Below are 13,015 nucleotides of genomic sequence, written 5' to 3'. Positions count from 1 at the left end.
GGTTAAGTGCTTAGGCTTCCTATTATTCATTATTGTCTAAACCGTATCGAAGCTAACCATGATTGGGCTGCCAGTCGACGATTTGTGTATTCGCTAATATAGCTTTGACCGATAGGCCAGCAATATCGATACCGTTGTAACGAAATGCCTTGTTGGAGAAGTTTGCGATGATCTTACTGCCGTCATCGAACACGGTTTGTTGAATCTTGCCGCTATTGTCTAACCATATGAAGTCGACCAATTGTTTATCCCATAACTGCTCATGTATAGGCTCAAATCCATCTTGATAGTGCTTCAGAGCCTTAATCCTAGTATTTGAAATCGATAAAGCCTCGTCTCTCGTTAAATGAACCATTGCTGGCGTGTTATAAAGCATGGCGGTTAGATCACGATGGGCTTTCACATCGGTGAATTTCAAACTGTCTGAATGCCAGTGGTGGGTGTTAATCACTTCATCATGGAATACAGCTTGGTATAGTGGAATTCGATATTGAGGCGAAAACAGCAATGACTTGTAGGGTTCTTTGACCTTAGCGGATTTGAAGAAAAAATCAGGTTTATGGTCTGGATACCAACGACCCAAGTAATAAGGTGATTGGCGGTTATCTTTCATGTCTTTGTCTGTCCAACCAAAACCAACCGTTTCTAAGCCGTGTGCAAACGCGATGCCTTTTGTCGTCAGGCTATTGCCATCTTCAGAACCAAGCACCAAATCTGGTTGCTCGTTTAACCACTGCATTCGGTTATTGAAGGCAGAAAGTATATCCGACTCACTAGTGTTATCGCGGTAATCTTCACGAGCCATGGCCGTCGCATCAACATCTAGAAAGAGGCTATTGAACTGACCAAAACGCATAATGTCTTGAGCGCGCTGCTTTACGTAATCTAAATGGCAATTCGGATTTAGATAGAAACCGTTACCTCGAAACCCTTTTTTCAAACTCCCATTGGCCAATTCAATCGCACAAGTCTCGCGAGTGGTTTTCGGCATCTGAGCCGTTAACCAGTTGTCGTTTAACTTCGCAGGAATGGCTGTGTTGTAAGAGTCGTAAGTACCGACCAGATAACCGGACTGTTTTGCCAGTTCGACGGCATTCGGTTGATAGAAAGCTGGCATCCAATTGTCGAAGCCTAACCAAAGTTTGTTTAATCCTGCTTTGTTTAGATTACTGACCATATCCGACGATAAGGCTTGCCCCCAAGTATCCGGTGCATTGAGGTAAGAGGAAGCATGCTTAATCAACCAGTTTTTCTTGTTCTGTGCTGCGGTGTGTTGAGCTTTAATCGTGTTGTTTTCGAGTGTCGGAGTACCGACTGGAAATAACATCTGCAACGACTGGCTAATAGAGTCCAACAACAGTTGTTTATGATAGTGGCTGAACCAATCTTTGCCTTTGGATAGAGTTGATAACTCCCGCTTCGCTTCACTTGAAATGCTTAGTTTCGAGCCCTCTAGATACCAAGCTTTTAATCCCCACCAGTCGCCCACATCTTGGATACTTAATGGGTCTTTACCAAACAAGTAGACGTGGCTTGCGCCGATCAGCTTATTCACTTCTGGGTTACGCTTTTGCTTTTCGACAAGCGATTCAGAGAGATCATTATCAATACGCCAGTCACGGTATTGTTTGGCACCATCTAACCAAGAGTCTCCAAGTGCAATGCGAACGGTAAAAGGTTGTGATTGATTCAGCGTTGTAAATTGGTGTGAAGCGCTCATATCAATCTTGGTGTTTGCTTTAGAAGGCATAACAGAGGAAGCGTCAGAAAAGGTCAGCTTATTGTTGGTTGCATTAATCATCTGATAACTGATGAATCGATCCTTCTGTTGTACTGTCCAAAACGGCATCTTTAAGTCTTGGGTGGTGTTGCTTCCAGAATGGTTGTCGACTAGATAGTTTGCCCATTGCTTGTTATTGGTAGGAACACGCATTCCTTCGCTAAAGGGCAGAAATAGGGTTTGAGTTTGTTGTTCTGCTAGGTCAAACCAAACGAGTTCAATGGGGTGATTTCGTTTCACCAGTGTGTTCGAAGGTAAAGTAAATTGGACAAGAAGATCACCTTGCTTAAGTTCAGCTTCAACATGGATTCCGCTTGGCATGAGCGTCCAAGAAGCCTTGGCTTTTGAATCTGTGACCAGATGGGTAACTTTTTGAGGTTGACGATCAACAGTCAAAGCCGCGCTATTCACGCTTAAGCCATTCCAATCTATCGCTAATGTTTTCGTTGAAATCGACACTGTATTGCTGGCGTTACTGCTACTAACGTGACTATTGCTGCTAGCGTGGCTATTGCTGCTAGCGTGGCTATTGCTAATAAGAGTGACTTGATTATCTTGTGCGTTTGCCGAGAAAGCACAAGTCGTGAATAGAGCCGCAATAGCAAAAGACGTAAAAGTAAGTTGATGACGAACGTTGAGCATATCTAGATTCCGTAAGAGTAAGTACGGTCATTACACCCAAGTCTCGTTGATGTTTTGTCACCTATATGTCTCTATTTGAAGCGCCATTAGCTTATTACCGGTTTTGCAGCTTGTTACGAATGTCTGTGAGATGCGAGCATAACTTAGAAAGGCACCGCGACACGCTGTACATATTGAACTTCAATCGTGCCTTGGTATTCAAACATTTCAACCGATGCGCTCAAGTGTTTGGCATTAGCATCCAACGGGCTTTCTGAGGGAATGGAGCCTTGCGCTGTTTTGATTGGTATCTTTAAACCTAACATATCGTAGTTTTCATCAAACCACTGCCAACTGACATTGGTGTCTGGGCAGTTGTCTATTATCTCGGGTGGTGTTACCTCAATATGCGGGTCGTTGAGTTTACTTTCGAGTGTTAACCATCGCTTGCTGTCATCCAAAGCCGCAATAATAGGGTAGTTTTTCGCCCCAATCGTTAACTGATAAACACCCGATTCCGGTTTGATGAACATCTCACTGGTTTCCATCTCTTGATATTCGACATCAGAATTGAGTTGTCCGTCGATAACCACTTTACCGTCAGGTGAAACGAGAGAAATACGTTGTGTTTGCGCTTCTACCTTTTCGCTGAGTTGCTCCGCAGACACTTTGATTTGATAGCCTTGTGATGAAAGACCGTGACGCCAGATAAAGCTAACTTGAATGTGGTTGTTGGGCGTAGCACTTTGTTCAAGCTGAGTTCCACATTGAGTTCGACTCAGAATTTCTTGTTTAACGGGTAGCCAAAGCTGACCATCTAGCTTCTCCTGATCAAGCGCGATTTGCAGCTCTTGCCACGCAACTTGCGGTTGATCATCAAGCAGCGATTGATAGGTGTGTTGTAATGGCGTGTCTGTAAACCAAGCCGCATTACACGCAAAGGGCAATGTACAGAACAGTGCTGTTAGATAGCTTACTTTCATTGTGATTCCCCAGCCAAACGATAACCAACCCCACGATGCGTTTCTAGTTTCAGCGTTGGTAGCTTTTGACGTAAACGCAATATGTGGTTATCAACGGTTCTTGTGCTTGGGAAGGCTTGATAACCCCAGATTTTATTGAGTAGCTCATCTCGATGAAACACACGGCCTTGGTTTTGAATAAACAACACCAATAACTGAAATTCTTTAGGCTTGAGCGCGATAGGGCTTTCATCCAGGTAAGCGATCCGTTCCGACAAGTTGATTTGGATGTTGGCGTAATTCAAATGGCTAACACCTAACGGGCGAAGCTGCGTAATGACTCTGGCAAGCAATTCATCGTTCGAAAATGGCTTAGTTACGTAGTCTTTTGCGCCCGCCATTAGTCCTTCAACGCGTTGCTGGACTTCCACTTTAGCCGTCAATACGATCACAGGTAGCGCTTTGAGCAGTAACCAATTAGGCAAGTGTCGTAAACTGTCGCCATCTTCGAGTTGTCGATCAAGCACCACTAAGTCGGCACGTAACCATAGCTTACTGACGTGCTTTGCATCTTGCACCCAAAGACATTGGTAACCATTGGACTCAAGGAAGCTGACGAGGCCTTGCCCAAGCAGTTGGTCGTCTTCAATCAGCAGTAGGGTATTCATAAGCGATTTCCAAAATACATCGGGTTGGGTTACGAAGAATAATGAGGCGGCCATTCGCTTGTTTCATCAAGTGTTCGACAATCGTTAGGCCAATGCCCATGTTGTCTTGTCTGTGCGTTTCACTTGGCGTGATACGGGACATCAGCCGTTGTATCGGTGAAGGGAAGAGCCCCTCGTCTTGCACCTCAATAGTCAGCTTGTCTGTGAGTTCGACCTTTACCAAAATCTTACCTTGTCCGTGTTGTCTGGCATTCTTGATTAAGTTATCTAAACAGATAGTAAGCCAGTAATACGGCAGGTAAAGTTCAACGTCACTTGATTCACATTGATACTCGACATTGTGTTTTTCACATACATGATCGAGCCACTCTTCTAAGGATGCGTTTTGCTTCAATAATGGCTCCGACTGATCCGAACTTAGGTACACTTTGCTGTTTTCTGTTAGCTGAGAAAGCCTTTGATAGTCGGATACTAAACGCCAAACCGCATTTTGAGTTTCATCAGAAAAGTCATCATAGCGATTCCTGAACATTTCAACGGTTAGACCAAGGCTGGTGATTGGCGTGCGAAGCTCATGAGTGAGAAGCTGTAAAACGAACTGCCTCTCTTTTCGTTGTTTTGTTCTTAGGTATAAGACTCTACCGAGTCCGGAAAGCAACGTTAACAGCAATGTAAAGATCAAGGTTTTCATGATCAGATTGTCATTGCTAGGCTCGCTTAAGCACACGTTGCTGTAACGAAAAGTACAGGTTTCACCCGACAGTGTCACTTGTTGTTGATCGGCGATAGGCTCCCAAACTTTCGACGGGATCGCTTTCCAACCTTGTTCGCCACTTAACCAAAGCACATCACCTTGTTGCCAAGCGCGGTATCCATTGAGCAGTGCTTCTCTGCCTTGTGCGGTTAAGTTTTCTAGCTTGGAAAATAATGGATGCAAAGGATTGCTGATACTCAAAAACGGATGAATCTGTTCACTGTTTTCTGGGTAACGAGCTACATAACGATCAGCAAAACTCCCGCCAGCAGGGTGTCGTTTGGAGTGTGCTGCAAACCAGATTGAATCCAAGGTTTGTTCCCGGCACAAAGCCAGTTCGAATTCGATGGCATCACTTAAAGAAGGGTTATTGCTTTCAATCGCTCGGCAGTGATCTTGTATTGACGCTAACGCTGCGATGTCGTCCCAACTGAATTTGTTGAAGTCCGGGTAGCGGCTGCTTTCCTGAAGAAGTGCTTTCGGGTATTGGGTTAACTCTTGCTGAGAAACGAAGATAGGAGACGATTGCCAGCTCAGTTGATACAGGGTTTGCCATTTGTCTTGCAAACTTTGGGCATTGGCTAGAGTTGGGAGCCAAAAGGTCAAGCAAAGGGCTAAGGTAAACCTGCGCATCCAATCATTCCCATTAAAAGTCGTGGGGCGAGTCTAAAGAGTTTTAGACGTGATTTGTAACCTGAATGTCAACAAGTGTTCCTTTAACAACAAATTGTAGAGTGGGTCATGCTTTTAAAGATGCATTTGGTTTATCGCCGAATGAATATATCAAGACAATCGCTAGCAAGAGAGACGCAAGACCATCACTGTTCTGTGCTCGTTTAAACGCTGACCTTTTTGTCTCTTGCTGCCAGTGCCGCGAATATCGTGCAAGCAAATGCAACGGATGCAATCAGAAGAATAGGAACACTCCAAGAGTCTGTCAGTGAATGAAGCTTACCAACCAGAGTCGGGCCAGTCGCCGCTAAGGCATAACCGATCCCTTGAGCCATACCCGAAAGCGAAGCGGCTTGGCTGCTATTCGATGTGCGTAAGCCAACAAAAGAAAGCGCAATAATAAAGGTCGAACAGTTAGCCAATCCAAACAGTCCTACCCAGAATATCGCAAACTCAGGCAAATACAGAAGGCCAATTAATCCAATAAACACACTCGAAGCACAAAGTGTAATAAGCCATTGTTGGTTATCGCTTTTTCCTAAGAACGGCAGTAACAGCAATCCCGGGACCATGGTTGAAAACTGTAGGAACCCGTAGATGTAGCCTGCATCGATCTCGCTGTAGCCAAGATCGTTCAGGATTGGTGGTAACCAGCCCGCAAAAGAGTAGAAGGTAAATGAATTAAGCCCCAGCGCCAACGTCACTTGCCACGCAAGGCCACTCTTAATCATCTTTTTCATTGGAAGAGGTTTGTCGTCTTGCTTCTTATTCGTTGCAGAAGAGGAACGTTTTCTGATTTTTGGTAACCAGATCATCAAGGCTAATATTGGAAATAGGAGGTTCATTACCAGCGCTAGTTGCCAACCAGTAAACGTGAACAAGGTAAGCTCTGAAAACGGAACCATCAGACTTGAGCCTAACGTCGAACCAACTCCCATCGTAAAGATATACAAAGAAGTCACAGTAGCGATGCGTGTTGGGAAGCTGATTTTGACCACAACCGGCAGCAACACGTTACCAATCGCGATACCAAGGCCGATCATCACAGTACCTATGTATAAGGTCGAAATAACTCCCCAAGATCGCAGTGTTATGCCTGTCGTGATCAACACTAATGCTAACAACAGGCTAGGCTCAAGGCCGATTCTTTGGGATATCTTGGTGACGAATGGCGAAAACAAAGCGAACGTTAACAGTGGCAAAGCCGTTAAAAATCCGGCCGCTGAAGAGTTAAGATTGAGCCCTTCCATAACCTGAGAAAGCACCGGAGCCAAGCTTGTAAAAGGCCCGCGAAGGTTAAGTGAAAGGAATAGAATTCCTAACATGATGAAAATACTGTTACGAAGTGAGACGCTCATAGATGGTTCTACTGTGTGCTTATGAGAAGAGAGGCTAGCCTACAGAGGATTGAATGATTAAACAAATACCGTTTTAATAGGCTCAAAACTAAATGTTTGTACGAGCGCAGATTGCTGTGTACCAGAGATGATGGTGCTATACCGGAGAAGCTCACCCATGACTGAATTGAACCCAAAAAGTGAATTAAATATAAAGAAGCTCACCAACGATTTCCCGTTGTTAAAACAACTTATAGCACTAGAAGAGGTGAGTTGGTTTAATCCGAACATCACGACGTTAGAGCAAGGTTTACCTTATGTGGGTTTAGGCGAGAAAGACATTAATGGTGCTAGCCTGCGATTACAAAGGTTTGCCCCTTATCTGGCGAAGGCATTCCCTGAAACACAGGTGACCAATGGCATCATCGAATCTGAGCTTATTGATATACCATCTATGAAATCAGTACTAGAAGATCATTATCAGCAGTCTATAAAAGGGCGTTTGATGATGAAAAAAGACAGTCACTTGCCGATTTCAGGTTCAATCAAAGCACGGGGCGGTATCTATGAAGTACTAACGCATGCCGAGAAGCTTGCCATTGAAGCTGGGTTACTGTGTGAGAGCGATGACTACAGCAAACTGTTAGAGCCAGAGTTTCGTGACTTCTTTAAACAGTACAGTATTGCCGTAGGTTCAACGGGTAACTTAGGCATGTCGATTGGCATAATGAGTACCAAGTTAGGCTTTACGGTATCTGTTCACATGTCTGCTGATGCGAGAGCGTGGAAGAAAAACAAACTGCGTGAGCATGGTGTCAATGTGGTCGAATATGAGCAAGATTATGGCGTTGCAGTAGAACAAGGTCGCAAAGAAGCGGAACAAGACCCGAGTTGTTTCTTCATTGATGATGAAAACTCGCAAACTCTATTTCTTGGTTATTCTGTAGCTGGAGAAAGGCTTAAGCAGCAATTTGATCAGCTGCAGATTGTCGTCGACAAAGAACACCCATTATTCGTTTACTTGCCATGTGGAGTCGGTGGCGGCCCCGGTGGTGTGGCATTTGGCTTGAAGATGGCTTTTGGTGAGCATGTACACTGTATCTTTGCTGAACCGACCCATTCACCTTGTATGTTGTTGGGCGTTCACACTGGGCTGCATGATGAAATTGCGGTGCAAGATCTGGGTATCGATAACCTGACCGCAGCAGATGGGCTTGCCGTTGGCCGTGCTTCTGGTTTTGTCGGACGAGCTATGGAACGTTTACTAGACGGCTATTACACGTTAACCGACGAACGTATGTATCAATTGTTAGGTGAACTGAACCAAGTGGAGGGTATTCAATTGGAGCCTTCTGCACTGGCGGGGATGCCGGGCGTAATTCATGTTGAACAGAATAGAGAATACCTTGCTCGTCTAGATATTGATGAGTCGGTGCTAGCCAATGCAACACACCTTGTATGGGCGACTGGCGGAGGCATGGTGCCAGAGCAAGAAATGGCAGCTTATTTAGCAAAGTCATCGGGGTAAATTGGATAGAAAGACGGACTCGTGTGGATGATTGATGAGTTTAAACGAAGCAATAAGTTAAGCAGATCGTTATCTCAAACACATATTTTATAAATTAGGCTTCATAGGTGTTCTAACTATCAGTTAGGTTGAGTGGCATTCAATTTGATAGGGATAGAGCGATGCAAGCACAACAGCCAAATACACCAGAAAAACTCTTACAGCGTTTAGATGCGATTGGGGAATCTTTGAAAGCTTCTGGTAAGGCGCATGCTTTATTAGGGCTAGGTTCTGTTGGTATTGAAACGGAGCGATTGGATCAGTACTCAGATGTGGATTTCTTCGCGATAGTGCAAACGGGACACAAGCAATACTTCTTAGACAGCTTGCATTGGTTATCTGACATTCTTCCAATCGACTATGCCGTAAGGAACACCAGCGATGGCTACAAAGTACTTTATGCCGATGGAATATTCTGCGAGTTTGCCGTATTCGAACCACACGAATTAGCGCATATTCCGTTTGCTGAAGGTCGCATTGTTTGGCAGGAAGCAGACTTTGACACTCAGTGTTGTGTGCCACCAGAAAAAGCTGCAACCCAACCTAATTCTCAAGAATGGATCATCGGTGAAGCACTGACCAATCTTTATGTGGGTATGTCTCGTTATAACCGCGGTGAAAAGCTTTCTGGGAGTCGGTTTGTGCAATCTTACGCGCTTGATCGTCTAATTGATCTTGTCGATCAAACTGAAAAGTCTAAGCCAGAATTCGTTGATGAATTTATGTCGGATAGAAGGCTAGAGGCACGTTTCCCTCAATTTGCTAAGGTATTGCCAACGTTCACGCAAGGCTATGACAGAACGGCGGAATCGGCACTCGCGCAATTGGCGTTTTTGAATACGCACTTTTCAGTCAATCAAGCTATGTTTGACCGAATCACTAGCCTATGTACACGTCTATAACGCGCTAATCCTAAGCTCTATTCCCGGGTGTAGTTAAACTCGGTCTCAAACCTATATTAAAGTCATGGTAATTGAATGAAAATTAACGTTCTACTCCCTTTACTACTTCCAGCTTTGGTCTTGTTGTCTGGTTGTTCAGATGTGGTAAGCAGTGAATATTCGACGTATGAGAAAGCCAAAGAAGCGCGCTTGTTCGACAGAGGCTGGTTACCCGATCTTCTGCCTGAATCCACTTTGAGTATTAAAGTCAGCAACGATCTTGATAGTAATACGTCAGAAGGGAGTTTCATCATCAATGAACCTACGTTATCGGAATTCATTGCGACGCTAAAGCCGACGAAATCGACCGATGAATTTCACTTCATCGAAGACGAGAATATATGGGTGTTTAAGGTGGGTGATGATAGTTTAGTTTCCTACACGCTCAGTAAGTGCGAAGGCTAGGTTCAGTAATTCCAACCTACATTGCTGTTATGAGTTATGTGGGTTGTCGAATGACATTGTTCATCAACACGCCCTAGCCACCGCCAATAAACCCTTATCACTTTTAGTTACAGGAAGATAATGATGGAAATCAGTCAGTTGGATCATTTGGTATTAACCGTGAGTGATTTACAAGTTACGGTCGACTTTTATCAACGGGTGCTTGGCATGAAACCCATCCAATTCGGTGAAGGACGCTTGGCATTGTCATTTGGTGCTCAGAAAATCAATCTACACTTGAGTGGTCATGAGTTCGAACCAAAGGCTAGATGTGTGCAAGTCGGCAGTGCGGATCTGTGTTTTATATCTAACACGCCTCTTGTTAAAGTTATTGAGCACGTTGAGAGCCAAGGCGTTGTAATAGAAGAAGGCCCAATAGCTAGAACAGGTGCGATGGGAAAGATTCAATCTATTTATATTCGAGACCCTGACGGTAACTTGATTGAGATTTCAAATTACTAGGTTTGAGCCTTAAATTGCTTCCGCTTACGATCGCCTTAATCCTTAATCCTTAATTCTTAATCTCTGGCACTGGATATGGGAATTCAAATAAATTACAATCGAACAATGTTTTATTGAGGTCATGTTTATCATTATGGTGAGACACTTACTCACATTCATCGTTAGTCTGTTTTTTTTAACCGCTTGCTCCACAACGAGTAATGAGCGAATCGAAGAGAAGACACTGACCAACGAAAACACTTTGTCGAACACTGTCGAAGAAGATACGGATCTAAATGTCATTGCCGAGTCTAGTGATGAGACAAATGCTGATTTAGTTACAGACTCAAATATACACGCCAAGACACAATCTGAATCAGTTGGAGCTCCTCAAGCTGATGTTGTTCAAGCTAATACTACTCAAGGAAGTGCATCTCAAGTAACCGCTAAACAAGCGACCGAAGATCAAGTCGAGACCGACAATGAGAAAGGGCTTTGAAGTTACCTATTACTTAACAATGAGCCGACTAAGAAAGTGATTAAATCTCTAGAAGGCGTGACCGACGCATTGAACGTCATGACATTTGGAATATTTGCTTCGGGTAACGGCTAAGCAGTTAACCCATCACAGTAACCAAAATGACTAAATGAAATGATGAAGGCGAGCCAAGTGGTTCGCCTTTTTGATCTTACAAACCTTGTCGTCGTTGCACTTTATATGCATTGATCGCTTATCAAGCCGATCAGTCAGGGGGCAGTCAACAAAGTAGGAAATTACTCGTTCTGGAAGGGAGTAGCCGTATTTACTGTGTTTGACTTGTTCTATACATCGAGGGTTCTAATACTCATCCCAAAGTAAGCAATGAAATCTAATCTTACAAAGACAACTCTTATACTCACTTGTGAGCATAGTAATATATTTGCCGCTACATCCGGTGTTTAGGTTTTATTATCAATATTCTAGGGAAGAAATATGAACAACAAGAGTGTGTTTTTAAGCGTCGCGATGGTGATGTTATCTGCTCAAGCAAATGCATCTGACGTAATCCATGAAGCTGTCTCAGATGGTGTTATCGCAAAACAAAGAGCGAAGCTTTCTGAAAATACCCAAGGGCAAGGTTTTGGCCCGCAAGCCCCACGAGATTTGGGTTCATTGAAAGGAACAAATACCAGACTGTTTTCGGATGCCCCAGATTCAACAGCCATGAATTTATGTAATATTCACTTCCATAAAAACGCTGAGCACAAAGGTGGCGAGTTTACCCAATACGTTGGTAACGGTGATGGAAAGGGTTTCCAAAGTGGTTTTAAGTACACTGGTAAGTTGAGTGCTGCTGAGCTGAAACCATTTGAGGGCGAGGTTTGTCCGAGCGATCATGGCTCTTTGCATTCAGGTGACACCATCGAAGTGCATTATGTGTACTCGACAGCACAAGTTGAACCGGGTGAAACACTGGGCGCTTGTTTTAACGATGCAATTACCAACCCGCAACTGCGTGTAGAAACCCAAGTTTACGTGTTAGTGAATGACGACAAAGCACTCGATTTCGAAGCGCTCGCTAAACATTCAAAAGTGAACGAATTACACCAAGCCCCAAACATTCCTCAAAATACCGGTTCAGCGATTCAATACGCAGGTTCTACAACGGGTCCTGGTTACAATGAGCAAGGTTCACCTTTCCAAGTAACATGGAGCGTTCGTCCACAAGTTGCGAAAGTGAATATCGCTACGGTTGGCAGCTGGTGTAAAGGTAATGACTTCAACGAAGATCACGCCCACGGTGTGAGAAACATAGTCGTAAACCCTGAGTTGTTGTCACCAATATCGAACTAATCTTGTTGCGTTGATTGGTAGTCAATATTTTCAAAGGCGAGCCAAGCGGTTCGCCTTTTTTATGTCTTAACGAAAAAGACGTTGGGCTTAAAGCTAGAACTAGGCGAAGGTGTTGTGGGGAAATTACGTGTGACACTTATTCAAAACATGAGTTGTGTGAATCGTTTTTAGTTAAAACGCTGTTAGTCAAACACGCTCTTAGACAAAAACGTTCTTTACCCGAATCGGGGCTCCATGATACGTTCGAAAATTATAATGTTGAATGATATTTGAGGGACGGCAGATGTCACTAGAAGGCGCAGTTACATTCTTTATTGCCATGTTTATATTTGGTATTACTCCAGGACCTGGCGTATTTGCGATTTTAGCTCGTGGTATGGTTCATGGATGGCGAAAGTGCATCACTCTTTCGCTAGGTATGATTTGCAGTGATCTTATTTATCTTGCGCTTGCCTGTTTTGGCCTAGCGACGATTGCTGAGAACTGGTCGTTTGCTTTTGAGATGATTCGTTACGTTGGTGCCGCTTATCTGATTTACTTGGGCTACAAGATGTTTAAGAGCCTGCCTGAAGTACAAGGCTCCGCGGAACTCGCTGCAAAACAAAGTCAGAAATCAGAACTCGCAAGTTTCGCACAAGGCTTTTTGATTTCAGCATCAAACCCTAAAGTGATTCTATTTTATATTTCGTTCTTGCCGACTTTCATTGACCTGACGGTTTTACGCTCACAAGATATCATCTTGGTTTCCGTTTTAGCGGCTGTTGCTCTGATGTCCGGTTTAATGCTAATTGCAATGGGGGCGGGCAGAATGGCAAGTTTACTTAAAACGCCACGCGCACATAAAAGACTAAATCAAAGTGCTGGTGGAATAATGATTGCGGCTGGATCATATTTGGCAATAAACAGATAAATGCAGTTCAATTTGAATTGAAAAAGCGCGTTATTGCCTAGTGGTAGTAACGCGCTTTTTTGTATTTACTTTCCGCTGCGGTAT

11 protein-coding genes and 1 pseudogene are annotated in these 13,015 nt (G+C 43.9%); 7 read left to right on the top strand and 5 right to left on the bottom strand.

Going from position 1 to position 13,015, the window contains the following annotated elements:
- Nucleotides 1–52: 52 nt before the first annotated feature.
- The 5 genes from K08M4_RS19105 to K08M4_RS19085 form a co-directional block, all read right to left on the bottom strand.
- Nucleotides 53–2,422, bottom strand: coding sequence for a glycoside hydrolase (locus K08M4_RS19105; protein ID WP_086051034.1), 2,370 nt, complete (start codon nucleotides 2,420–2,422; stop codon nucleotides 53–55).
- A 143-nt stretch (nucleotides 2,423–2,565) separates the two neighbouring features.
- Entirely contained in the window at nucleotides 2,566–3,384 is an 819-nt protein-coding gene (locus K08M4_RS19100) for a DUF2861 family protein (RefSeq protein WP_086051033.1), read from the bottom strand.
- Entirely contained in the window at nucleotides 3,381–4,031 is a 651-nt protein-coding gene (locus tag K08M4_RS19095; protein ID WP_086051032.1) for a response regulator transcription factor, read from the bottom strand. Before K08M4_RS19095 ends, K08M4_RS19100 begins: the two co-directional genes overlap by 4 nt.
- On the bottom strand, nucleotides 4,009–5,418 hold the full coding sequence (locus K08M4_RS19090; protein ID WP_086051031.1) for an ATP-binding protein: 1,410 nt from the start codon (nucleotides 5,416–5,418) through the stop codon (nucleotides 4,009–4,011). The genes K08M4_RS19095 and K08M4_RS19090 overlap by 23 nt, the downstream gene beginning before the upstream one ends.
- Before the next feature lie 203 nt (nucleotides 5,419–5,621).
- Nucleotides 5,622–6,815, bottom strand: coding sequence for an MFS transporter (locus tag K08M4_RS19085; RefSeq protein WP_086051030.1), 1,194 nt, complete (start codon nucleotides 6,813–6,815; stop codon nucleotides 5,622–5,624).
- A 157-nt stretch (nucleotides 6,816–6,972) separates the two neighbouring features.
- Between K08M4_RS19085 and dsdA the strand changes: the two genes are divergently transcribed.
- The 7 genes and pseudogenes from dsdA to K08M4_RS19050 all read left to right on the top strand — a co-directional run bounded on the left by dsdA (nucleotide 6,973) and on the right by K08M4_RS19050 (nucleotide 12,931).
- Nucleotides 6,973–8,322: a D-serine ammonia-lyase gene (gene dsdA, locus K08M4_RS19080; protein WP_157665762.1), complete on the top strand. Its 1,350-nt coding sequence runs from the start codon at nucleotides 6,973–6,975 to the stop codon at nucleotides 8,320–8,322.
- Nucleotides 8,323–8,483: 161 nt separating this feature from the next.
- Nucleotides 8,484–9,263, top strand: a complete 780-nt coding sequence (locus tag K08M4_RS19075; RefSeq protein ID WP_086051028.1) for a hypothetical protein — start codon at nucleotides 8,484–8,486, stop codon at nucleotides 9,261–9,263.
- 75 nt (nucleotides 9,264–9,338) lie between these two features.
- Nucleotides 9,339–9,707 carry a YbbD-related protein gene (locus K08M4_RS19070; RefSeq protein ID WP_086051027.1) on the top strand — a complete coding sequence of 123 codons (369 nt, stop codon included), beginning with the start codon at nucleotides 9,339–9,341 and terminating at the stop codon, nucleotides 9,705–9,707.
- A 123-nt stretch (nucleotides 9,708–9,830) separates the two neighbouring features.
- Complete coding sequence (locus K08M4_RS19065) at nucleotides 9,831–10,208, top strand: VOC family protein (RefSeq protein ID WP_086051026.1); 378 nt, start codon at nucleotides 9,831–9,833, stop codon at nucleotides 10,206–10,208.
- A gap of 133 nt (nucleotides 10,209–10,341) precedes the next feature.
- Nucleotides 10,342–10,800, top strand: a pseudogene (locus K08M4_RS19060) (hypothetical protein).
- A 360-nt stretch (nucleotides 10,801–11,160) separates the two neighbouring features.
- Nucleotides 11,161–12,021, top strand: coding sequence for a delta-class carbonic anhydrase (locus tag K08M4_RS19055; protein ID WP_086051025.1), 861 nt, complete (start codon nucleotides 11,161–11,163; stop codon nucleotides 12,019–12,021).
- A 283-nt stretch (nucleotides 12,022–12,304) separates the two neighbouring features.
- Complete coding sequence (locus K08M4_RS19050; protein ID WP_086051024.1) at nucleotides 12,305–12,931, top strand: LysE family translocator; 627 nt, start codon at nucleotides 12,305–12,307, stop codon at nucleotides 12,929–12,931.
- Nucleotides 12,932–13,015: the final 84 nt, after the last annotated feature.

It is taken from the genome of Vibrio syngnathi, assembly GCF_002119525.1.
Taxonomy (GTDB): Bacteria; Pseudomonadota; Gammaproteobacteria; order Enterobacterales; family Vibrionaceae; genus Vibrio; species Vibrio syngnathi.
This window is presented reverse-complemented; position numbering and strand designations above follow the sequence as displayed.